Raw genomic sequence first — 20,852 nt, forward strand, 5'->3', positions numbered from 1 at the left:
TGAGGTCAGGCTTTGGCGGCGATCATCGCTGAGATCGCATCATCCAGTGAGCCGGTTTGCGACAAGCGCCGCATGGCCTGTTTGCTCTTGTCCGTGGCTTGGGCCGCCGGGGCCGCTGGCTTCCCTGCCTTGGGAGCCTCAACGCGGCGTGCTGCCGCCTTGCGGTTCTGTTCCGCGCGCAGGCCGATAGCCGCGTAGAACGCCATCTGGCGCACGCGGTGATCGGTCGTGCTGGCGATCATCTCATCCGGGAAGCCGAACTGCTTTGCGGCAGAGGACACCTCGGCGTCGAATTTCGCCATTGCGGCAGGGTCTTTCAGGCCGGGCCGAGCCTTGACCAGCAAGTCATTCTCGGCGGCGCGCGATTGCGCCATCTGGGTCTGCGACAGCGCGGACACGGCTTTGCCCGTATCTTCGCCCGCATCCAGCCAGCCTTTCAGTTCCGCCATCGCCTGCTGACGCATCGCCAGAGCCTGCACATACTGCGCAGGGTTCTGCTGTGCCAACGCGGCGCTCGGTTCCGGGGGGATCAAGCCTTGGACAAGCGCAACAAGCTTCTGCTGCGCGGTTTCGATGAAGGTCGCAGTCTCGCGAAGCTGGCCTTCGTAGGCCGTGATGCGCTCGCGCTCCTGCGCAACCTCAGTCGTTTTGCGGGTGTAGTCGTCCTGGCGCAGATAGCCCTTTTCGATCTCGCCAAGCGAAATCTCGGTGCCATCGGACAGGGTGACCTTCACCGCATCCGGTTCGCCGCCTTCTTCTTCGCCGTCACCAGCTTCCGTTTCGGGCAGTTCGCCGCCTTCATCGTCGTCACCGAGCGCAGCCGCAGCATCTTCGAGGGTGTCAAAATATTGATCCTCGTCGCCGCCGTGGTCTGCGGTATCGACCGCAACGCCATCGTCGCCTTCCGTGGGGAAGTCGCTCATTGCTCACCTCATCTGGGGTGGTGGACCGGGCTTTAAGCCTCGGTATCGTCCGGCAGCGTGACTTGGCCGGCTGCTGCCTGCCGAAGTTTCCGCCGAACCGATCGGATTGCGCGCACCTCAGCCATGAGGTTGCGGCGTGTTTCGTCATCGTTGATGGGGGCTGTGATAGCGCCATCAAGCGCTGCCTTCTCGACAGCCGCAAAAATGCGGATCAGGTCGGGATGGCTGGCGAGATATTCGAGCTCAGCGCGCGACATTGGACCACGCCTGCTGTTCGGACTGCCGCTCCTGCTGGCCTAGTTTGGCCCATTCCAGCTGCATCTCATCGCGATGCTTGAGCATGTCCAATTCGGCCTTCATGCTGGCAATTTGGGCGTTGGACGCGATCTTGAGCTGTTCCAGCGCCTCTTGCCCTGCGATTTCCGCCTGCTTCACGCGCAAATCAGCTTCCATCTGCGCCGCCTCGATCTGCGTGCGACCCTGCGTCTTGACCTGCTCGATCTGCATCTGCGTCTGGGCCTTGATCTGCTCGGGCGATGGCTGGTTTTTAGCCGCGTCCATCTTGGCCTGCACCTCTGCCGGGTCGGGCTTCGTGAAATACGGATCAGCCGAGGCAAAGCCCGCCGTCTCGCACATCTTGCGCAGCGTGTTGTAAAGCTGGTCCGGCTTCACCAACGGGTTGTCCGCGCCGAGGTTGGCCAAGACCTGCTGCTGGATGCCGAGAATCTGCTGAAGGATGGCGAAATCGCGTTCACGCGTGCCGGCGCCCAGACCCACGTTGACCGTGCAGTCCATCTCGGCATCCCACGCGCGGGGATCGATCTGAACCCAATCGCCACGCAGGCGGACCATGCGGGGCTGATCGGCATGAGCCACGACAAGCCGCAGCAAGCCACGGAAGGCATCGCGCAAACCACCACGAGCCAGATTGCGCACCAGCATTTCCGAACGGGCCATGGCCGCGTCCGAGAATATCTGCGCCGCCGTGGCCGAGGTGTTTTGCAGCGCCTCGCCGGGCAAGCCGCCCGACTGGTCGTTGATGCCGGTGCGGTCCTGTGCCTCGGCGTCCATCTGCTGCTTCATCTGCCAGGACTTGTCGCCGAAGAACGGCACGGGCTGGTATTGCACCGCCTCTGCCGCAGACCGGCCAGCGGCCAGCATCACGGGCTTTCCACGCACGCGATTGAACAGCGGGTCCAATTCTTCTACCGCGTCCGTCTGGATGAACGGCGTCGGATCATTCGACTGGTAGATGTTGTCCAGCGTCTGCCGGGTCAGCGTCGTGTTGATATCCTGAACGTCGATCAGGTCTTCCGCGACCGAATGGCCTTCGAACTGATGCGCCTCGTATTCCGAGATGACCGCCGAATATGGAACCTCGGTGGCGAAGTCGTGCTCAAGGACGATATGGCCCTCGTCGTCGCTTTCCTCGGCTCCCTCGGCCACCACGAAATGATGCAGCTCGGCAATGCCGTCGCCGTCGCTGTCCATCTGGACGAACACGTCATAGATCTGCACAAGCTGCATGGCCTTGGCCACGTCAGCCTCAACCTCGTCGTAATCCTCGCCGCGGCGGGCCTGATAGTCTGGGTCGGCAGGCTTATCGTCTGCTGTGATCGACCACACCAGTTCCTTGTCGTATCCGCGCGAAACCAGTTCTGAGCGGCTCACCGACTGCCGTTCCCCGACGATGGGGCTATCATCGATGTCTGTTGCGTTGGGGTGGATCAGGAAGGCCCCGCGCGGCACGGCGCGGATGAGCGGCTTGGTCTTGACCTCGATGCGCGTCAGGCGGAACGACAGGGATCCCTCGTCGTCCTGCTCGACATCCGAGATGGTGCCGATCTCATCCAACCCCATCAGCGATTCAGGCTGCTGCCCGCTGAACTCCTGCACGATGACGCGCTGCGATCGATAGGCGCACCAGTTCAGGATGCCGGTCTTGACGACCAGAGCGTCAAACACCGCGTCGTGAATCGCCCGCTCGCCGTTGCATTCCGGGACGATGACGGCGTTGATGTAGTCCGTCGCCTGCTCGGCCTGCTCCTCTTTGCCCGGCCCGGCGGGCTGATACTGCGCGATCACGTCATTGCTGAGGATCGTGCGCATCACGGATGGCATCAGCTTCTGGATATGCTTGCGCACGTCCTTGCTGACGACCGATGAAAATCCCTCATCATACGGGATCAGTTTCTTGTCGCCGTTGTAGTAGCGCAGGGCCGTTTCGCGGGATTTCTCCTGCGCGTCGGCATATTGCTCCGCCTGCTCGATAAGGGCGAATACCTGCTTGGTGGTGCTATCAGCCATGTGACGTCTTTCTGCCGCAGTAATCGCAGCCATCATTGGCGAAAGGCGATCCGCAGCCCTCGCATCGAACGGCAGTCACCTGAGGGACACTTGAGCGCAGGGACAGAGTCTGCTCAGCCGCGCGAGCCGACTCCTCTGCTGCCCACTGCATAACAGCGGCATCGCTCATCACCGGCGGGGGCATTTCTGGATACGACTTACCCATGTCAAACCACCTTCCGGGGCGTGAATTTCGGAATCTTGCGGGCTTTTTCTTTGGCGAAGCGCTTCATCATCAGCGCGTAGCGAGACGCGGAAATCACGTCATCGCGCTCCTTGACGATCTTGCCGTCCTTGCGGTGATACAGGCGGAATTCCTCAAGCCAGTTCTGGCAAGTCCTGAACACCTTCCAGCGGCCTGTCTCCATGCGCTGAAGCATGTCAGATATCCCCGCCTCAACGCCGTTCGTCCCATCGTCGAACGTCGCTCGCTCTGGCAGCATCTTCAGGCCCTGCGCGCGATACTGCACCGCAAGCTGCTCGCCGGACCCTTTGTCGTGCTGCAACCCGTCATGCGGCCAAGCCACTGGCAACCAATCGCCCCACGGCTTGATCGCTGCGGCGTGGATGATCGGCGTTGCCTCGCTCTTGCGGTATTCGCCGATGACATAGAACACGTCATTGTCGCGGTCCCATGCACACCGGCCCGCGGCAAATGGGTGATCCCAGCCGAAGTCAACGCCGACGATCTGAACCCATGTCGCTGGGATATCGAATGGCTCGCAGATGATATCGTCTTCCGGGACCGGGAATATCCGGCCCGACCCAAGCGACGGGATGCCCTTAGTCCGCGCCTCGCGCTCATGCGCGGGATAGCTGGCGATGATGCGATCGCGTTCCTCAGGGGCGTAATGCTCAGCATCGTGGATCGTCATCGTCGTGACGTGGCGATCCGGGCTTTGCTCCAAGATGTAGCGAGCCACGACGCTCGACATGCCCTTGAGAGGGGTGAACGTCAGGCAGACCGAACCCCTCGTTGCGTTCGTTCGGGTGATCCCTTCGAAGTACACATCCTCAGGCGGTTCCTCATCGAACCAGACGTAATCGACCGTGTTGGCCTGCCACTTGCCGCGGCCCTGCTCATAAGCCTTAAACAGCAGCGTCGAAGTTCCGCCCGACACATGCCTGACGCTGACGCTTTCCAGCGCATTTGCGACTCCAGACCGGCGCGTTCTATCGGCCAGATCCCGCTGCGGGATGTAACCTGTCCCCCACTCGCTTTCGTTCGCCGGCGGGCCGATCAGCAGGCGCTGCACGCCATCACGGGTCAGTTCGTAGCTTTCAGACCCGGCAATCGCCACGATGGGCTTGTCGAACCTGCGGCCTTTCCACCACTCGGGATAGCGCCCGGTCAGGTGCATCGCCATTTCAGCGGCACCCGCAAGCGTCTTGCCCAACTGGTTGCCCGCCATGAACAGGCGTTCACGCGTCAATGCGTGGTGAAACTCAACCTGCTTGGGGTATGGGGCGTAGTCTGCCAGGCGGTTAGTGAGTTTTCGGCGCTGAAGTTCCGCCGCAATCTCCGCTGCTTCCTTCAGGGCCGATGAAAGGTCGGATGACGGATTCAAGATCGCGGAGGCGCTGGATAAGCTCGTCATCCGTCGCGTCCTCCATCGGGTTGATGTTGAGGTTGACGTCCTTCGGCATGAGGCTTGCGATGATCTTCAGGTAGTCCTGCGGACGTTCGACGCGGACGACCTCGATTGCGGCCACGCCGTTTGCCTCGAAGTCCTCTTGCAGCGCCTGAACGAATTGCTCGCCCAGTTTGGAGCGCGAGCCCTTCTTGCGCCCACCATTCCCGCTATTTCCTGCTAAGAAGCGGCCCGTGGCGGCGTCTTTGGCGATCGGCTGATTATTGTCTGTCATGCTCCATCCTTTCGGAGAGCCTCACGCCGTGGCGTGGTGAGTGGGGATTATTCCGGCGGGCGCTACCAATGCGCAGGTGATCAATAAGCGCCGATGTGCGCATTGATAATGGCTTCTGCCTGCTGGATCGTGTCCAGAACTGGCAGCGCTCCGCCGCGGACAATCAGCGGGCCGACGAGGCCGTTGAACAGGTTCGATGTCCCCGCCCGTGCCCCGATATGCAGGGTTTGGCTGGCAAACGTTCCGACAGGAACCACATTCGACGTCCCGACGCTCACTTGGTCCACCCGTAGCGCAGCGGTTTGCGCAGCGCCATCGACGGTTGCAGCGATGACTGACGTATCCGGCGCAGCAAAGATTGGGTCCGTGGTCCCGATATTGACCGCCACACCGCCAGTCGTCCTGACCGCCCATCGGTATGTGGTGTCAGGCGTGCCATCGACGGGCGCGAAGATGTTGAAGCCCGTTATGTTGGTTGCGTTGGTTGAATGCTCGATCAGAACGCCGTTGGCTGCGTCCGATAACTTCCTGACGCCGGCGAACACTGCAATCTGTGCGATTGCGGACAGATCAAGAGCAGCCTCCGACAACAGCGCGTCATTCACGCCGTCAAAGGATGCGCCCCATGCGCCATTCGGGAATTTCACAGCTAACGGTGCTCTCGCAACATCCGTAGCTTGGACAAATCGCGCGCCTGTCGTGCTGAGCCAGCACCGGATCGGCTGGCCCTCGGCGGTGACGCGCGTGGTGGCCGCGACATCCGTGAACCAGTATTGCGGATCAGGCCACAGCATTTCCATCATGGCCGAGCCGGGGCGTAGCAAGGCATCCAAGGCTGATGCGCCCCCGCCGATCAGTGGCGTCATGCCTACGCCGATCCCCAGCCCGATAAACATCAGACCCAGCCGGTGATCGCGGTTGCGGTCGTGCCGGTCGCGCGGATGCGGGCCGCGCGCATGGCATAGGTGCCCACGGGCAGCGCGCCAGTCGTATAGATGACGCCATCGACGCCGACCCATGAGATGGTGCCAGCGCCACCGATAGTGACAGCGCGGACGGTCTCGGTCAGATCGGCCCCGTCATTGGGCGTGATGGCGTAGGATGCAGCCGCGACCTGATTGCCGCCGTGCGCGTAGCTGGAAAAGCGATCAGGCATCGAAGTCTCCGATGATAGCCATTTTGGGAGCGCAGCCCTTGGGGAAAGGAGCATGACCTATGGTTGGTGACTGCGCTCGCAGAAGGGCGGAAATGCGAAACCCCGCCGGTTAGGGCGGGGCAAGCTGGATGCTTGCGGCGATCAACCCGCGCAGAGCCAGGGACGCAAAATGCCCAGCATTTCTGCCGGGCGCAATTCAATCAGCGCAAGTTAGGCCCGCGCCAGTGTAACAACGGTAGGTCCGCATATCGGATCTGTCAAGCGTTTGCATTGCTGATAACGTGGTCAGCCACATTCCTTAGCGCCAGGCACATAGATGTTGCGTCCTCGCACCGCATGTCGTCCAGAACGCAGCGCAGCGTGATGCCTGCCGTGTGCCTACCGTATCGAGCGACGAGCAGCTCAACCTCGCGCCATTTACGCAGAGCTGAAGCATGGCGTTCCTCGATGGTTCGCGGGTCGATCCCCGGCGTGGTGGCATCGGCGTGCATCTCATCGACCGGCAGCATGATCCGCAGGCATTGCGCCGATCTGGCTGGCAGGCCATGCAATGAGGCGTAGCGCGCCCATGATGTTCTGATGTGGTGGATTGCATCCCATAGCCGCTTGCGCGTTTCCTCGGCCTTCTTGGGGTCGATGTGGCCAGAGACATACCTGGACATCGCGCGGCCTGCCTCGCATCCCTGCCACATGGCTTTCATGTCGCGAATTGCTTCCTCGGTCGGATCAATGCCAGCACGGCGGCAACGACCGATCATTACGATCTGGCTGGCGTCCTCGGCCTTGCGGCTGAACCGTCCATTGCCATCGCGTGTTTTCCCCTGCCGCTTCGGGATGGGCGCGAGTTCCATGCTGTCCCGGTTGGCGCGGTGGCGGCGCAGCTTCTCGGCCTTGCTCATTCTGGTGTCCGTCCCTCGTTGTGGAGTCTTGCGGCCATGCGTAGAGCCGTCTTGCTGGTGCTGCGCTCTGCCTGCCTTTCCAGACGCATCCGGGCTTTCTCGGCCTGCCTGCGCTTGCGTTCGGCGCGGGTGCTGCGGGTCTTGGGGTCGTCAGAGGTCATGGGCGCCACCCCCAACGGAAGCCCATGAACCGGCGATGCTTCCACGCTCCGGTGCGCTCCGAGAACAGCGCCATCCGGTTCCACGGAAACCGGATGATCCACGCGCCGTGCGAACCGCGTATCCAGCATGTCTTCCAATGCAGGGACAGCGTCTTGCCAAACAGTTGCAGCGTCACCGCTTCCCCTCCTTCACACACCGTGCGGCAGTGCATCCCCCGTCACCGAGCCACGGGCATTTGTCGCAGGGGGTCATGCAGTCCACCCCTCTGGAATGCTTGGTAGGCTCGCCCAATGCGTTGCCCACTCCCGTTCCCATGCCGCGCCGCTGGCGTCGATCAGCCATCTGCCATCGTCAGCCGCGACGATTGGTGCTGGGCGATGATCGTTATGGACACGCACGCAATAAAGACGCGGCTGGCCGTCCTGTGGTGCCGTTTCCATCGATTTCCATTCGGTCATCCCCGTTCCTCCTTTGCGCGATCCATCGCCAGCAGCGCCACGATGGCGTCCCGGATGTTGACGCGCGTGGTGATCTGATTGCCGTTGCGCTCGGTGAGTGACGGGGCCGAGGCGATGGCTTGGTGAATCTCGTAGATGGTGGCGTCGTTCATGCGCGCTTCTCCCAAGGCTCATTGCCAAGCTGGATCTTCGCCAAGCCGTGTGGGCGGCGAATGAACATGCCTCTGCTGACAACCGTGATCGGCACCATGGCGGGGCTGACAGCAACGGCAAAGACGCCTCGACCGGGGATGAGCGACTGTGACGGGCTGCGGTGATCTGCGGTCATGCCGTGCACTCCCCGTCATCCGCTTGGCAGAGCGCGCCTTCGGTATTCAGCGCCCAGTCGCCTTGGCGTTCCATAAAATCGCGAATTTCCGCGCGGCTGTATCGCTTGCTGAATGTTGCTCCTGTCGTCGGTTTCCCAGGGCGAGTGATCTGTGCAGTCAATGCCTCCATACGCTCCCACCATGCTGCGCGCACAGGAAACTCGCGTGTGAATGCGGCCACATGCGCCTCGCTCTTGAGGAAACACCCGTCGCAGTTGCCCAGCCAGCAGTTGCCGCCGACGTTCGGCAATCGCAGGTCAAACGGCTGTGCCTGCCAGAACGCGGCCACATCCTGCCGCGACACGCCCGCCGTCGCCAACGGGTGCCATACGGTCCATCGGTCCTTGGGTGGGGGCTTGTTCAGTCGGTGAGGTTCGTCGGCACGCAATCCAACGCAATTCGTCCAGCGGTCCCAGCCAATCGACATAAGGTATTTTTTGGCAACCCGAACCTTCATTTCCTGTGTGCAGAAGCGCGCCATGACATTCGGCAGGAACTTGCGCTTGCGGATCAGGGCCTCAAATGGTTCCCCATCGCGCGCCGCGCTGTTGTGGCTGACCACTTGGAAGCCGGGCGCGTCCGGCAGGTATTCCATCCAGACGACGCGGACGCCCCATTGCTCGCCAACCTCAGCCACGAAGTCCAGAGTCTCTGGCATTTCGCGGCCCGTATTCTGGAATGTGACGACTGCCCGATCAGGAAGTCCGCCGTTCGCATCAATGATCTGACGCAGCAGATATGCCGATGTTCGGCCACCGCTGAACGCGATCTGCACGTTCCCTTCCGGTAGGAGATAGTGGCTCATCCCATAACTCCCATGCAGTAGATAAACCCGCCGCCGATCATGCGCGCACCCCATCAGCTTCGGCCAGACGGCGGCGGATCAAGTCGCCCCGGCCATCGCTGAACCAGCGGCGCACGTTGGTATAGTCCCGACCGACATAGCGCGCGAATTCGCGGATGCTGGGCCACGTCCTGCCGTCCACCTCGATTTCCGTCACCTTGCCCAGCACGTCGAGATCGCCGTATTTGCGCAGATGATTGAACACCGTGTTCGGATGCACGCCAGCGGCCTTGGCAACCGCTGCGATGCCCACGTAATCGACGCCGCGTAGGGAATAAATCTGCTGCCTCATTTCCGCGCCCTCCGTTTGTTGCTGCGGGTGATGTATTCCGACCACGAAGCGCGCAGGGCTATCTGGCGGTCGGTCAGGGTGCATGCGCTGAACGTGCTGGCCGGGCATTGCGTGACGCCGTGCATGCGCTCAAATTCAGCGATCAGCGCGCGCTCCTCTTCAGACAGGCGGCGGGGTGGTGTGGGGTTGTCGAACAGGGTCATACCTCCGCCCCCTGCCGCTCATCGCGCGGCGTGCTGACCATGTAGCTGCGTCCACGGGGTGCGGTTTCGCGGCGCGGATCGTGCGAGCTGATGGCGTCCCACGGTTCCGCAGGCAGGCTCACGCTGTAGGTGCTGGCAGCGTATGATCCGCAGGGCGTGCAGGTGATGGTGTGCTTGCGCTTGGTCGGGTCGGCGGGCTTCTCAGCCTTGATCACCGGGGCCTCGACATGGGCCGTCAGTTGCAGCTTGCCGAGGTGATAGCGAACCGTGCCACGGTCAATGCCGATATGTCGGGCGGTTTCGGTGACAGTCATGCCGGCGGCGTGGCAGTCGGTGACTTGCTGCTGGCGAGAGGCGCGGGTCATTTGCCTCCTGCCATCTTGCGGAGATAGGCCATGTGCTTGTCCTTCTCGTTTTGCTGGGAAAGTGCTGGGGGATTTGCGGGGATGCCGCGCTTCTTGGCCGCGGCCAAATCGTTCATGGCCCCCGTGAAGTATGCGAACCCGCCGGGGACAAATGCCGGGTCGTGCTGGCGGCGGCGGGCAACCTGATCGCGGATCGATGCCAGCTGCTCGGCCTCGGACAGCCCGAGCGCGTCCCATTTCTCGACCTCGGCCATGTGCAGCGTCGTGCCGATGAATCGACCAGCCGGCGTTACTCCGGATGGGTCGATGCCGATTGCCTCGAGAATGCGTTCCCGCCGATATGGCTGAGAATCTGTCAGGTCCTCGCGCGCAGCTGCTGATGGTTCCTTGATGGTTCTTGACGGTTCGGGTGCATCTGCTGCGGGGTTTAATGTCGTCAGATGCGGGGTTTCCGTCGTCAGATGCGGGGTTTCGTCGTCAGAAACGGGGTTTATGGTGCGGGGTTTACCCCCGTAAATGCCCGCATCTGCTGCGGGGTTTGGGTGGACGATGTAGAGGTTGGCATTCCCCCTTCCACCTCCTGGGAACAGGGTGAGATACCCATGCTGCACCAGCTTCTTGATGTTGCTTTGCACGGCTCTTTCCTTGAGGCCGGTTCGTCGGCAAAGGCGCTCAATCGACGGATAGCAGCGGCCATTGTCATCAGCATGATCCGCGAGGGACAGCATGATCAGACGTTCGGTCGGGCCAAGCGTATCGCTTTCGAATATTGCGGACATGATTTTGACGCTCATGTCACTCGCTCCACACGCGGTTCATGGCCAGCGCGCAGCGGCAATGGGCTGTGCCGATCTCGCCCATGCGTTGCTTGGCCACGATGATTTCAAGCGCGCCCTTCTGCTTGTTCATGGCGGCGTTCCAGAGGTCGTATTCCTCCATGTCGCTGCCATCCGGTTTGCGGCGCTCGAGGTAGTATTCCTCGCGGAAGCAGAACAGGACGTTGTCGGCATCCTGTTCCAACTGGCCGGACTCGCGCAGATCCGACATGATCGGGCGCTTGTCGTCACGCTTCTCGAGGTCGCGCGACAGCTGCGACAGGGCGATGACCGGCAGATTCAAGGCCACGGCCATACCCTTCAAGGCGATGCTGATATTGGTGATCTGCTCGTAGCGGCTCTTGCCCTCGGCACGCAGTAGCTGGGCGTAGTCCACGATCAGCAAGCGGAGATTACCGCCACGGGCGATCTGGCGCGTCCCCGAGACGAGCGCGCCGATATCGGAGTAATGGCGCGGCAGGAAGGTGATCGGTAGCTGCGCGAGATATTGCGCCTCGGTCGCCACGATCTTCATCTGGGCCTCAGTCATTTCACCGCGGCGCATCGACGTGTATGGCACGGCGTTTCCGGCCTCAGAGGTCGCCTCGGACAGAGCGCGCATGGCCAGCGAATCCGGGGTCATCTCGAGCGAGGCAATAGCGACTCCGTGGCCAGCACGCGCGGCGTTCAGCGCCAGCGTCAGGGCGACGGCGGTCTTGCCCATGGACGGCCGCCCGCCCAGCAAGGTCAGTTCGCCAGGGAAGAACCCTGGCACGAGGCTATCAAGCGCAGCGATGCCCGACTTGACCGCGCCGTTGTCCTGCCCGTGATAGGCGGCTGTGGCGATCTGCATGGCATCGGACACAGCCTTCATCATCGACACGGGGCCGCGGTTGTCAGTCTGCCCCTCTGCCGCGATCAGCGCGCCCTCGAGCCGGGCTGAAATGGCGTCGGCGGGTTCGTCGCCACGGGCCAGCGCGTTCTGCGCTTCCGAAATCGCGGCGTGGATCTGGCGCTTACGGGCCAGCTCGGCCAGCAGGTCGAGATAGCTGGGCAGCGCGGACACGGACAGAGCGGCGGCGAAGAGGCGGACAAGGTATTTGGCCCCGCCCAGCTCGATCAGCCCCGGCTCGGCCTGCATCACGATGCCAACAGTGGTCGGGTCCGCCTTCATGCCGGCGCGGTTCTTGGTCGAGATGGCTGCGAAGATGCGGGCATGCACCGGATCAAAGAACAGCGCCTCACCCCCTGCCCTCTCGGCCCGGCCAGCGTGTTCGCTGTTGAGCAGGAGAGCGCCAAGGACTTGCTGCTCGGCCTCAACGGAGTAAATGGCGGGAGTGTCCTGACGGATCGATGTGACGACCGTCATTCTGCGGCTTCCTTCGGCAACTGCTTCTCGAGCAGCTTTCGCGCGAGTTCACCGATGGATTGCCAGTTGCTGGTCTGCTGTTCGCTCATGCGCACACCTCAGCTTCGATGATGACGGCACCGGCCTTGCAGCGTTCGCCGCGCATGGGGGCCTGAATGCGGAATTGGCGGTCGTTGACCCCGAGGACGGCAGCCAGCGCATCGAGCGCGCCCTTTTGGGCACTGACGGCATTGTCGTCGTCGGGGCTTCCGCCGACCGAGGGCGGGCAGAATGTCAGGGTGATGCGGATTTCCGCGCCTGCCGGGATGCTCTGCTTGTGCCAGCCCTTTTCACGGGCCAGCGCGTCAGCAGTGCGCTTTTGGGCCACGACCTTGGCGTGACGCTTGCGCCAATGCAGGCGGCTGTTGGCGGATAGCTCCGAGGTTTTAGCCCACGGAAGGATGATCTGGGGCAACTTCATTGCTCACGACCCCCTGAATAAATCCGGCTGGCCAACGTCTGGTGCTTTTCCAGATACGTTGCCGCCGCTTTCCGGTCGCGGTTGCACATCCGCACGGCGCGGGCTGTCAGATCGGTACGTGCTGGCGTGCCATGCCTCGGCCTCGGATCGATGACGGGCGCAGGACCATGTTCTGCCACGATCAGGATGGCCAAGGGGCGGGCCGAATCCGAAAGCGGCTGCGGCGCCGCATCTGCCGCAGGTGTGGGATACACCGGCCATGTCATGCGACCCGCCCCACGAACTCGGCAGAGTCCGACGCGGCGGCATCGAACAAATACCAGCAGCAGTTATCCTTGCCGGTCATCTTGCTGTCAGGAATCCATTTCACGCGCCCGACGCTGACGATCTTACGCAGCCGGGGCAGATACGGCGCGGCCTGCTTGGTGTGCATCCAGTCCGCATCGAACAGTAGCCATGTCGGCAACATGTCCGAGAGGTGGGCGATCAGCGGGTGCAGGATATCCCGGGACCACGGTGGGTTCGTGATGAAGCAATTTGCGGACTCGATGTGGCGTGGGCCAATTTGCAGCGCGTCGAGCGTGTCCACCCCGTCATGCTTCGGATCTATGTCGGATGCGTGCACGCACATTGCCCCGGCATCATCCAGATGCCATATCAGTGCGCCGTCTCCAGCGCATGGTTCGGCATAGAACGTAACCGACGGAAGGTGTGGGATCAGAGGGGCGACAGCCTCGCGCGGTGTGGGGTAGAAATCGCGCTCGCGGCGCTCAAACGATGACCTCTTACCCATCATGCCGCGCCTCTGTTGCTGCGCTGCACTTGACGAGAGGCTTGGGCGTGACCAACTCGGTCAATATGAGTAGACCGAGCGTTGACCAACTCCATAGGATGCAAGCCAAAACCACGACGATCCGCGCCCTGAAGAAGCGCAGCATCAAACCTTGGGGGCACGCTCTCTCGCTGGAACCAGCGATGAACCGCGATCAACTCCAAAGCCGGGTCAATCACCTTGGCGTCCTCGTGGACGGCACGGCGAGACGGCCAGCGGCGAAGAATTTCAATGATTGTGGGGGGCTGTGTCATGACCGACATTTTATGACCAAATCGGTCATCGGTCAATGGGGCCATCATGGTTATTGATGCCAATTTGGTCACAGCGCAAATTTGCGCCATGTCAAACGCGCAACATGCACTGCTTTCAGAGCAGACCCTGTCAGAGATGCGGCCGGAGCGAATCGGTGCGCGACTGAAGCTATTAAGGGAAGCCCTAGGCTACACCCCGTCCGAAATATCGGACGAACTTGGGATCGAGCGAACGTACTGGTCGCGGTTCGAGAACGCGCGGCGGCCTGTCAATGACACTACCGCCGCACTGCTAGTCGAACGCTACGGCGTGACGCTCGACTTCCTGGTGTTGGGTAAATGGGACAAGCTCCCGCTGGACTTGGCGGGGAAAATGCGCGCAGTCCTTTCGGCGAAAAATAACTGATCCAAACTCTCACCCGTAGTAGCTGCACGTATCGCAAGATCGTGCAGCTTTTTGTTGTGTGACCAATAGTCACTGACCGGCATTCCCTCAGGTTTCATTCCTCTCCCCCATGCTTCCGCAGGTAGATTAAGCACGCAGGTTGCCGTGTGGGAAGCGCGGAAAGTCGCCTACGAACCCTGTCAAAAAATACAGTAGACGCGGCGGTCAAGACCCCCGGTAGGGCGGGCGATTCGCCATGCCCGAATCACGTCTCGTAAGTACTGCCTCCATCCGCGAGCAGAGTCGGAGACGAAAAATAACCGTATTGGTCATTATTCATCTTGCGTATGACCGAAATGGTCACTATTCTGATCTCATCGGTGCGACAAAGTGAGCCGCCGATTGGAGAGCCGAAGATGCCCAATCTGCCCCGGCACATCAGCAATGAGGAACTTGGCGACCTGCTTATGTCGCGGCTCATTCTTGCTGCCTGCCCGGTCCCGAGCCTTTCGGGGGAAGCATGGGATCACCTCGTTCGGCTTTTCGAAGAATGCGAAGACCCTGTCGCCTTGTCGGTCATCGATTGGGCGCTGTGTTTCCGCCGCCTCGATCTGGCTGCGGATGACCCCAGAAACCTCTGAGAGGAAGCCATGATGCAATACGTAAACAGTCAAATCGGGACGCCCTCCACGGCAGGACTTGTCGGGGGAGCCTTCGTCCCAACCGCAGAAGGCGAGATCGCGTCGATCATCAACGGCGCGCGGAACACTCTTCAATCCCTGATCAACGTGCGCATCGGCATGAGCGACACCGCAGACCGGCTTCTTGGCCCTGAGCTGATCGGCAACAGCTCGAATGCGGAAGTCGCCCCTCTCGTCAACTCCGCCATCTCTGAACTGGCTGACGTCATGAGCGACATCCAGACCGTCACCAACCAATTGCAGAGCCAAGCCTTCCGCTTTGCGAAGCTGTGAGAGGAAGCCATGCTTGACCGATCCGATACCCCCGCCCGCCAGATCGTCATCCGCCGCTTGAACGCCCTCACGGCCTCGCAGCGTGTGACCCTTTCCGCTCCGATCTCTCTGGACCCCGCCACCATGGCCGCGATCCAGACCGGCCGCATTCCGACCTCGAACCCCGGCGGGGCCAGCCATGCGTGACGCCCTGCACAGCTATCAATCCCACCTCCCCGAGCCAGATGACGGCGGCATGCTCTGCACGGCCATCGTGCTGGCGGTGGTGATGGTATCCAGCGCCGCAGTCGGCGTGTTCATCGGCTGGCTGACGTTCTCGCCCCTGACGATCGATCACGACTGCGGCTCCGTCGAGTCCTGCACCGTTTTTGCTGAGGGGGGTGGCGAAAAATGAGCCGCCGGCAGCAGTATAGGCACGTCAAAGTCGAGGAACTAAACGATCTTCTAATCTGCGATTTCGACGCCGGAATCCTGACATGGAAAGAGCGAGAGTTATCGCATTTCCGCACACAGCAGCTATGCGATAGGTGGAACACCAGGTACGCCGGTAGGGAGGCCCTCAATAGCCGCCACAAGAACGGACGCCTCTGCGGGTCCATTTACTTCCATCACATCTATGCCCATCGCGTAGTTTGGGCAATGAGCGCCTTGCGGTGGCCCTCGTTTTATATCGATCACATTAATGGGGTTTGTACCGATAATCGACTGTCAAACCTCAGAGAGGCGACCCCGCTTCAGAACAATCAGAACGTTCCGGGGCAAGGCGGCACCTCGAATTTTAACGGCGTCTCCAGAATAAGACGATCCACTGCGTGGCGTGCACAGATACGCCACAACGGGAAGAAGCTCCATCTAGGAACATTTGAAAGCGAATTGGATGCCGCGAAGGCGTTCGATGCTGCGGCACTCAGGCTTCGCGGAGAGTTCGCACGTCTGAACTTCCCCTCTGTGGCGGAGGATGGGCTGTGACCGATCCCGTTAAAGACGCCATCCGCGATCTGCGCACCATCTCCGAGCGCGGAGAGATCGACTGGCGGGACGCAGCGCGCCTCGCTGGCATCGCCTCCCTGATCGAACACATCCAAGCGGATCGCGAGGAAGCCCGCGCCCGCATCATGCAAATGGAAAGGGCCGCGTGATGCTTCGCCACTCATTCCCGACCGGCATGGTTCAGATGGACGCCTTCGCCGTGGACCTGAGCAACATGTCGAGCGAACAGGCATTGGCCGAGATCGACCGCGCCTTTGACCACGCATGGCAGGTGTTCAGCGACTTCAAGTCCGCGCTGGCCGATGCCGAACTACTGGTCCGCAACACCGGCAGCATTCACGGCAACGCCGTCGCATTCCCCATCGCTGGCGAGTCCGACCGCTTCTGCACGCGCTGCGCTGGGACCGGCCTGATGCAGACATTCCACGCCGACACCGAGGCGACCGTCAGCCAGACCTGCCCCGATTGCGGCGGCAACGGCTTCGGCGGTCCGGTGATCCGCGCCCTGTGACCCTCCCCGGCTGGCCTCACTGTCCGCCAGCCGCAACTGCCCCTGCGGCATCCACCACAAGCCGCAGGGGCGCTTTCAAGGATCAACCGTGATGCATACCGCTCACCAACTCGCATCCGACCTGCTGCATGAGGCGGCTCAGTTCCGCCCCGGCTCACCGGACAGCGAATACCGCATCCGCGCCGCGTGGAAGCTGGACCAGATGGCCCGAGGCATCCCGTCCTGTGAGTGGACAGAATACCCGCAACCTCAGCAAGAGAGGGCAGCATGATGGATTGGGACAAGGCAAGCGCCGAGTTGTCTAAGAAACTGGATCCGGCACACGTCAAAGGCCGCAAGCAAGGCGGCGGACAGGTCCAGTATATCGAGGGGTGGCACGCCATATCCGAGATGAACCGGATCTTCGGCTTCGGCGAGTGGACCCGCGAAACGCTGGAACTGCGCCAGCTTGGCGAGCCGCGCGATGTCGATGGAAAGATGCGCGTGGATTACTTGGCACGCGTCCGCATCACCGTTGGCGGCGTCGTCCGTGATGGGTGTGGCTTCGGCCAAGGCATTGATCGCGACGTTGGGCAGGCGCATGAAAGCGCGCTCAAAGAAGCCGAAACGGACGCGATGAAGCGCGCGATGATGACCCTCGGCAACCCGTTCGGCTTGGCGCTCTACGACAAGGCCCGTGAAAACGTGGGGGTCGAGCCGCCGACCGCAGATCAGGCCAAAGCCGCGATCATGGCAGCCAAGACGCTGGCCGAGTTGCAGCGCGTCTTTGGCGACCTCTACCGCAATCACCGCGCCGTAGCTGATGACGCCGAAGTCATCGCCGCGAAAGACGTGCGCAAGGAACAACTGACCCCGAAGGAAGCAGCATGACCCGCTACGACATTCTATCCCCCCGCCCCCAGAAGGACGGCAAGACCCGCTGGCACAAGGTCGGCGCAGCGTTCCCCCGAGACAAGGGCGGCTTCTCCCTCGTGTTCGACAGCCTACCCCTGCCCGACGCAGAAGGCCGCGTATCGCTGATGATGTGGGAGGCCAAGCCGCGCGACGACAACCATCAGGGCAACACGGGCGGTGGCTATGCCGGTGGCAGCACGGGCGGCGCGCCGGGGTTCGATGACGGGGATGCGATCCCATTCACGGCTTGTGTGCTGCTGTGAACGCCCTCATCCGCGCCCGCCAAGAACAGCGCATCACCGACGCCATCCACGCGATGCTAGCCGCGCATCCCGGTCGCAACGATCTGTGGATCATCACCGAGGTTGCAGACGAACACGGCTGGACGCTGGCCGAGGTGCAGCCAGTCTTTGACCGCCGGTTCAAAGACCATGGCGCGTGCTGAGATGGCGCGTCACGGCATCACGCTCGACACGCCCGCACGGATCGCTACGGCCCGCCAGTGGTTCGAGCGCGCCTGCCAGATCGGGCATCGCGTGGAGTTCAAAGAGCCGAAGCGATCCGATGCCCAGAATGATCGTTTTTGGGAGCTTCTGGGCCGCGTGTCGAAGCGCATGACGATCAACGGCGCGCGGTTCAGCGACGAGCAGTGGAAGTGCATTTTTCTCCAAGCGATGGGCCGTCAGGTGCAGGTCCTGCCAGCGCTCGACGGGTTCACCTGGTTCCCGACCGGCTTCCGCTCATCCGATCTTTCGGTGCGCGAAATGGCCGACCTGCAAACCTTCATCGAGGCTCATTGCGCCGAACATGGCGTGGATATTTGGGAGGCCGCATGAACGCCCGCATCGGTGATCTCGCAGGCCGCGGGCCGCTTGGGCAACGCGCCGGCAAGGGGAAAACCCGCCGCGACCCCAAGACAGCTACGGAGCGCAAGCACATGGCCGCAGTCGCAGCCTTGCCGTGTCTGGTCTGTGGCTCTCGACCGGTCGAAATTCATCACGAAGGCAAACCGCGCAGCAACATGAACGTGCTGCCCCTATGCCCTTCTCATCACCGCCGCGAATACGGCCCCGGCGCGCTGCACCACTCGCCCCGCGCTTTCTACGAGGCCCACGGCACGACCGATCAACTTCTGGCCCGCGTCGAAAAGATGCTGGCCGAATACGATGACACCATTCTGGGAGACTGGTTCTGATGAGCAAAATCAACACCCTCACCGACGCTCAGTGGCAAGAAATGGCCACGTTCCGTGATGAATGCCGGGCGCTGGCGCTGCGTCCCCATTGGGCCAGCGACGATGAGATGCGCGCTGCCGTGCGGGCCATCTATCGCGCAGCAGGGAGGGCAGAACCAACCGTCTGGGTCTTTGCAGATCCCGTGCAGTGCCTATGGGCGCGGGCAATTTTGAGGGACCAGCTCAGGGACCAGCTCTGGGACCAGCTCAGGGACCAGCTCTGGGACCAGCTCTGGGACCAGCTCTGGGGCCAGCTCAGGGGCCAGCTCGGGGACCAGCTCAGGGACCAGCTCTGGGACCAGCTCAGGGACCAGCTCAGGGGCCAGCTCAGGGGCCAGCTCGGGGACCAGCTCAGGGACCAGCTCAGGGGCCAGCTCGGGGACCAGCTCAGGGACCAGCTCAGGGACCAGCTCTGGGACCAGCTCGGGGACCAGCTCAGGGACCAGCTCGGGGGCCAGCTCAGGGGCCAGCTCAGGGGCGCTCATGACATCCTGTGGTTCGCTGGCGGCTCGGAGCTATATTGGATCTCGTTCTATGCCTTCGGAGAGCGCGTTGGTGTCAAATACACTAAGACGCAATCTGAATGGCTGTCGGCGTGGCGCGCTTACGCCGAAGCCTGCGGCCCGCTCTACGCATACGAAGGCCACGCATTCGTCTCGCGGCGTCCTGATATTCTGCGATTTGATGACCAGCAGCGGCTGCACTCGGAAAACGGAGCGGCGATGCGGTTCCCATCAGGCTATTCGCTGCACGCCTGGCATGGGGTTCGCGTCCCGGCTGAATGGATTGAGGGTCGCGAGAGCCTAGATCCAGCATCCGTTCTGGCTGTCGAAAACGTCGAGCAACGCGCCGCTGGCATGGAGATTGTCGGCTGGGCCAAGGCGATTGACCTGCTGCAATGCAAGGTCATCGACAGCGACCCAGATCCAGACCACGGCGACCTGATTGAGTTGACGTTGCCGGGTCTGGATGAGCCGGGGCGCTTCCTGCGCGCCTACTGCCCACGCAACGGCCTGATTGTCGAGGGCGTGCCACGGCAAAGCGACATCGACGGCAAGTCGATCAACACCGTAAAGGCGGCTCAGGCATGGTCATTCGGGATGGCCGAAGCCGATTTCAACTACCCCACCGCAGTCAGCTAAACGAAAGGAAATGCTTATGAATAATCAACATATCCGCCAAGGCGAAGTACGTTTTGTCCCTGTGGACGATTTCGGAACCCACGAAACCCGCGCTATCGAGGCCAGCAATGGCGTCGTCATCGTGGGAGAGAGCGAAAGCCACCACCACCATGTCATCGATGCTGACGGCGTGACGGTGCTGGAACGCGTCGATGCCCCGGCAGGGATGCGCATCCTGCATGCGATTGTCGAGAGGCCGACTACGCTTCGGCAGACGGCAGGCAACCCGCACGGGGCGCACGCGATCCAGCCGGGGAAATACGAAATCCGCATCAAGCGCGAGTTCAACCCGTTCTCGGACATGGCCCGGCGCGTGGCCGACTGATGCTCCGGTGTGTCGCTCCTAACGGGGCGACCATCCCGAGCGACAGATAGCGCATGGAGGCGCGCCGCATGACCACCACCCCCGACCGCATCTGGGTCACGCCCGGCCCTGAGAAATGCAACTGGATCGGCGATGCCTACAGCGCGCCTGACCCGGATTATGACGCGCCGCAGATCGAATACGTGCGGGGCGGATGGCAGCCGATTGCGACGGCGCCGAAGGATGGAACGTATGTCCTCGTTTTCGTCGACTGCTGGCATGACGTGGCTTCATGGGGTCCCGGCATCAAAGCTTGGCTTAACGCCTACGGCGACCACACCATGAAGCCGTCCCACTGGATGCCCCTTCCCGCAGCCCCGGAGGAATCCGCATGACCGGCAAGCAAGATGGCGGGGCAGCGTTCCCGATATGTCCGGGACAGGAAGGGGCCATTGCTGATCGATTTATCCGATTTGTGGATATGGGAGATGGAGACCTTTCCAATTGCTGGAATTGGATCGGAGCAAAGTCTGATCGTGGATACGGTGTTTTCACCGTAAAGAAGCCCAAGCAGGCTCGAGCGCATCGATTTTCATTCCAGCTTTTCCATGGGAAAGAGCCTAGCGATCTGGTTTTGCACCTTTGCGACAACCCATCTTGCGTCAATCCGACGCACCTGATGGACGGCAATCATGGCGAAAACATGCGCCAAATGGCGGCGAGGAAGCGCGCCCATCGCATTTGTGCGCGGTCTTGACGAAATGGAT

39 protein-coding genes are annotated in these 20,852 nt (G+C 61.9%); 18 read left to right on the forward strand and 21 right to left on the reverse strand.

The window, feature by feature from the left end; genetic code table 11:
- Positions 1-5 precede the first annotated feature (5 nt).
- From IB235_RS19375 to IB235_RS19475, 21 genes are all read right to left on the reverse strand, one after another.
- Positions 6-923 (reverse strand): hypothetical protein, encoded by a 918-nt coding sequence (locus IB235_RS19375; RefSeq protein WP_192338114.1) that lies wholly within the window; start codon positions 921-923, stop codon positions 6-8.
- 32 nt (positions 924-955) lie between these two features.
- On the reverse strand, positions 956-1,180 hold the full coding sequence (locus IB235_RS19380; protein ID WP_192338115.1) for a hypothetical protein: 225 nt from the start codon (positions 1,178-1,180) through the stop codon (positions 956-958).
- Entirely contained in the window at positions 1,167-3,230 is a 2,064-nt protein-coding gene (locus IB235_RS19385; RefSeq protein ID WP_192338116.1) for a phage portal protein, read from the reverse strand. The genes IB235_RS19380 and IB235_RS19385 overlap by 14 nt, the downstream gene beginning before the upstream one ends.
- Before the next feature lie 206 nt (positions 3,231-3,436).
- On the reverse strand, positions 3,437-4,867 hold the full coding sequence (locus IB235_RS19390; protein ID WP_192338117.1) for a terminase large subunit domain-containing protein: 1,431 nt from the start codon (positions 4,865-4,867) through the stop codon (positions 3,437-3,439).
- Positions 4,755-5,135: a hypothetical protein gene (locus IB235_RS19395; protein WP_192338118.1), complete on the reverse strand. Its 381-nt coding sequence runs from the start codon at positions 5,133-5,135 to the stop codon at positions 4,755-4,757. The genes IB235_RS19390 and IB235_RS19395 overlap by 113 nt, the downstream gene beginning before the upstream one ends.
- Before the next feature lie 80 nt (positions 5,136-5,215).
- Positions 5,216-6,031 carry a hypothetical protein gene (locus IB235_RS19400; RefSeq protein ID WP_192338119.1) on the reverse strand — a complete coding sequence of 272 codons (816 nt, stop codon included), beginning with the start codon at positions 6,029-6,031 and terminating at the stop codon, positions 5,216-5,218.
- Positions 6,031-6,291, reverse strand: coding sequence for a hypothetical protein (locus tag IB235_RS19405; protein WP_192338120.1), 261 nt, complete (start codon positions 6,289-6,291; stop codon positions 6,031-6,033). Before IB235_RS19405 ends, IB235_RS19400 begins: the two co-directional genes overlap by 1 nt.
- A gap of 257 nt (positions 6,292-6,548) precedes the next feature.
- Positions 6,549-7,190: a hypothetical protein gene (locus IB235_RS19410; RefSeq protein ID WP_192338121.1), complete on the reverse strand. Its 642-nt coding sequence runs from the start codon at positions 7,188-7,190 to the stop codon at positions 6,549-6,551.
- Positions 7,187-7,351 carry a hypothetical protein gene (locus tag IB235_RS19415; protein ID WP_192338122.1) on the reverse strand — a complete coding sequence of 55 codons (165 nt, stop codon included), beginning with the start codon at positions 7,349-7,351 and terminating at the stop codon, positions 7,187-7,189. The genes IB235_RS19410 and IB235_RS19415 overlap by 4 nt, the downstream gene beginning before the upstream one ends.
- Positions 7,348-7,527, reverse strand: coding sequence for a hypothetical protein (locus IB235_RS19420; protein WP_192338123.1), 180 nt, complete (start codon positions 7,525-7,527; stop codon positions 7,348-7,350). Before IB235_RS19420 ends, IB235_RS19415 begins: the two co-directional genes overlap by 4 nt.
- 73 nt (positions 7,528-7,600) lie before the next feature.
- Positions 7,601-7,810 carry a hypothetical protein gene (locus IB235_RS19425; RefSeq protein ID WP_192338124.1) on the reverse strand — a complete coding sequence of 70 codons (210 nt, stop codon included), beginning with the start codon at positions 7,808-7,810 and terminating at the stop codon, positions 7,601-7,603.
- Positions 7,807-7,962, reverse strand: a complete 156-nt coding sequence (locus IB235_RS19430; protein WP_192338125.1) for a hypothetical protein — start codon at positions 7,960-7,962, stop codon at positions 7,807-7,809. The genes IB235_RS19425 and IB235_RS19430 overlap by 4 nt, the downstream gene beginning before the upstream one ends.
- 172 nt (positions 7,963-8,134) lie before the next feature.
- Positions 8,135-8,983: a phosphoadenosine phosphosulfate reductase family protein gene (locus IB235_RS19435; RefSeq protein ID WP_192338126.1), complete on the reverse strand. Its 849-nt coding sequence runs from the start codon at positions 8,981-8,983 to the stop codon at positions 8,135-8,137.
- Positions 8,984-9,020: 37 nt separating this feature from the next.
- Positions 9,021-9,314, reverse strand: coding sequence for a hypothetical protein (locus tag IB235_RS19440; RefSeq protein ID WP_192338127.1), 294 nt, complete (start codon positions 9,312-9,314; stop codon positions 9,021-9,023).
- Positions 9,311-9,517, reverse strand: coding sequence for a hypothetical protein (locus tag IB235_RS19445; RefSeq protein WP_192338128.1), 207 nt, complete (start codon positions 9,515-9,517; stop codon positions 9,311-9,313). The genes IB235_RS19440 and IB235_RS19445 overlap by 4 nt, the downstream gene beginning before the upstream one ends.
- A complete protein-coding gene (locus IB235_RS19450; protein ID WP_192338129.1) occupies positions 9,514-9,882 on the reverse strand; it encodes a winged helix-turn-helix domain-containing protein in 369 nt (122 codons plus the stop codon). The genes IB235_RS19445 and IB235_RS19450 overlap by 4 nt, the downstream gene beginning before the upstream one ends.
- Entirely contained in the window at positions 9,879-10,676 is a 798-nt protein-coding gene (locus IB235_RS19455; protein WP_192338130.1) for a helix-turn-helix domain-containing protein, read from the reverse strand. The genes IB235_RS19450 and IB235_RS19455 overlap by 4 nt, the downstream gene beginning before the upstream one ends.
- Before the next feature lies 1 nt (position 10,677).
- Entirely contained in the window at positions 10,678-12,066 is a 1,389-nt protein-coding gene (locus IB235_RS19460) for a DnaB-like helicase C-terminal domain-containing protein (protein WP_192338131.1), read from the reverse strand.
- 85 nt (positions 12,067-12,151) lie between these two features.
- Complete coding sequence (locus IB235_RS19465) at positions 12,152-12,520, reverse strand: hypothetical protein (RefSeq protein WP_192338132.1); 369 nt, start codon at positions 12,518-12,520, stop codon at positions 12,152-12,154.
- Positions 12,521-12,788: 268 nt separating this feature from the next.
- Positions 12,789-13,322, reverse strand: coding sequence for a class I SAM-dependent methyltransferase (locus IB235_RS19470; protein WP_225612487.1), 534 nt, complete (start codon positions 13,320-13,322; stop codon positions 12,789-12,791).
- Positions 13,319-13,648, reverse strand: coding sequence for a hypothetical protein (locus IB235_RS19475; protein ID WP_192338133.1), 330 nt, complete (start codon positions 13,646-13,648; stop codon positions 13,319-13,321). Before IB235_RS19475 ends, IB235_RS19470 begins: the two co-directional genes overlap by 4 nt.
- 10 nt (positions 13,649-13,658) lie before the next feature.
- On the opposite strand from IB235_RS19475, the gene IB235_RS19480 reads away from it, so the two are divergent.
- The 18 genes from IB235_RS19480 to IB235_RS19565 all read left to right on the forward strand — a co-directional run bounded on the left by IB235_RS19480 (position 13,659) and on the right by IB235_RS19565 (position 20,842).
- Complete coding sequence (locus IB235_RS19480) at positions 13,659-14,018, forward strand: helix-turn-helix domain-containing protein (protein ID WP_192338134.1); 360 nt, start codon at positions 13,659-13,661, stop codon at positions 14,016-14,018.
- 326 nt (positions 14,019-14,344) lie between these two features.
- Positions 14,345-14,638 carry a hypothetical protein gene (locus tag IB235_RS19485; RefSeq protein ID WP_192338135.1) on the forward strand — a complete coding sequence of 98 codons (294 nt, stop codon included), beginning with the start codon at positions 14,345-14,347 and terminating at the stop codon, positions 14,636-14,638.
- Between the two features lie 12 nt (positions 14,639-14,650).
- Positions 14,651-14,971 (forward strand): hypothetical protein, encoded by a 321-nt coding sequence (locus IB235_RS19490; RefSeq protein ID WP_192338136.1) that lies wholly within the window; start codon positions 14,651-14,653, stop codon positions 14,969-14,971.
- A 9-nt stretch (positions 14,972-14,980) separates the two neighbouring features.
- A complete protein-coding gene (locus IB235_RS19495; RefSeq protein ID WP_192338137.1) occupies positions 14,981-15,157 on the forward strand; it encodes a hypothetical protein in 177 nt (58 codons plus the stop codon).
- Positions 15,150-15,365 (forward strand): hypothetical protein, encoded by a 216-nt coding sequence (locus tag IB235_RS19500; protein ID WP_192338138.1) that lies wholly within the window; start codon positions 15,150-15,152, stop codon positions 15,363-15,365. The genes IB235_RS19495 and IB235_RS19500 overlap by 8 nt, the downstream gene beginning before the upstream one ends.
- Positions 15,362-15,940: an HNH endonuclease gene (locus IB235_RS25920; RefSeq protein WP_192338139.1), complete on the forward strand. Its 579-nt coding sequence runs from the start codon at positions 15,362-15,364 to the stop codon at positions 15,938-15,940. Before IB235_RS19500 ends, IB235_RS25920 begins: the two co-directional genes overlap by 4 nt.
- A complete protein-coding gene (locus IB235_RS19510) occupies positions 15,937-16,110 on the forward strand; it encodes a hypothetical protein (RefSeq protein WP_192338140.1) in 174 nt (57 codons plus the stop codon). Before IB235_RS25920 ends, IB235_RS19510 begins: the two co-directional genes overlap by 4 nt.
- Complete coding sequence (locus IB235_RS19515) at positions 16,110-16,472, forward strand: hypothetical protein (protein WP_192338141.1); 363 nt, start codon at positions 16,110-16,112, stop codon at positions 16,470-16,472. Before IB235_RS19510 ends, IB235_RS19515 begins: the two co-directional genes overlap by 1 nt.
- Before the next feature lie 91 nt (positions 16,473-16,563).
- A complete protein-coding gene (locus tag IB235_RS19520) occupies positions 16,564-16,743 on the forward strand; it encodes a hypothetical protein (protein WP_192338142.1) in 180 nt (59 codons plus the stop codon).
- A complete protein-coding gene (locus IB235_RS19525; protein ID WP_225612488.1) occupies positions 16,740-17,342 on the forward strand; it encodes an RAD52 family DNA repair protein in 603 nt (200 codons plus the stop codon). The genes IB235_RS19520 and IB235_RS19525 overlap by 4 nt, the downstream gene beginning before the upstream one ends.
- Positions 17,339-17,629 carry a hypothetical protein gene (locus tag IB235_RS19530; protein WP_192338143.1) on the forward strand — a complete coding sequence of 97 codons (291 nt, stop codon included), beginning with the start codon at positions 17,339-17,341 and terminating at the stop codon, positions 17,627-17,629. Before IB235_RS19525 ends, IB235_RS19530 begins: the two co-directional genes overlap by 4 nt.
- Complete coding sequence (locus tag IB235_RS19535; RefSeq protein WP_192338144.1) at positions 17,626-17,811, forward strand: hypothetical protein; 186 nt, start codon at positions 17,626-17,628, stop codon at positions 17,809-17,811. The genes IB235_RS19530 and IB235_RS19535 overlap by 4 nt, the downstream gene beginning before the upstream one ends.
- Positions 17,798-18,202, forward strand: coding sequence for a recombination protein NinB (locus tag IB235_RS19540; RefSeq protein ID WP_192338145.1), 405 nt, complete (start codon positions 17,798-17,800; stop codon positions 18,200-18,202). Before IB235_RS19535 ends, IB235_RS19540 begins: the two co-directional genes overlap by 14 nt.
- Positions 18,199-18,561 carry a DUF968 domain-containing protein gene (locus IB235_RS19545; RefSeq protein ID WP_192338146.1) on the forward strand — a complete coding sequence of 121 codons (363 nt, stop codon included), beginning with the start codon at positions 18,199-18,201 and terminating at the stop codon, positions 18,559-18,561. Before IB235_RS19540 ends, IB235_RS19545 begins: the two co-directional genes overlap by 4 nt.
- Positions 18,561-19,742, forward strand: coding sequence for a DUF6745 domain-containing protein (locus IB235_RS19550; protein WP_192338147.1), 1,182 nt, complete (start codon positions 18,561-18,563; stop codon positions 19,740-19,742). The genes IB235_RS19545 and IB235_RS19550 overlap by 1 nt, the downstream gene beginning before the upstream one ends.
- 16 nt (positions 19,743-19,758) lie before the next feature.
- Entirely contained in the window at positions 19,759-20,106 is a 348-nt protein-coding gene (locus IB235_RS19555) for a hypothetical protein (protein WP_192338148.1), read from the forward strand.
- Between the two features lie 68 nt (positions 20,107-20,174).
- Complete coding sequence (locus IB235_RS19560) at positions 20,175-20,480, forward strand: hypothetical protein (protein ID WP_192338149.1); 306 nt, start codon at positions 20,175-20,177, stop codon at positions 20,478-20,480.
- On the forward strand, positions 20,477-20,842 hold the full coding sequence (locus IB235_RS19565) for an HNH endonuclease signature motif containing protein (protein ID WP_192338150.1): 366 nt from the start codon (positions 20,477-20,479) through the stop codon (positions 20,840-20,842). The genes IB235_RS19560 and IB235_RS19565 overlap by 4 nt, the downstream gene beginning before the upstream one ends.
- Positions 20,843-20,852: the final 10 nt, after the last annotated feature.

It is taken from the genome of Paracoccus sp. PAR01, from assembly GCF_014851995.1.
Taxonomy (GTDB): Bacteria; Pseudomonadota; Alphaproteobacteria; order Rhodobacterales; family Rhodobacteraceae; genus Paracoccus; species Paracoccus litorisediminis.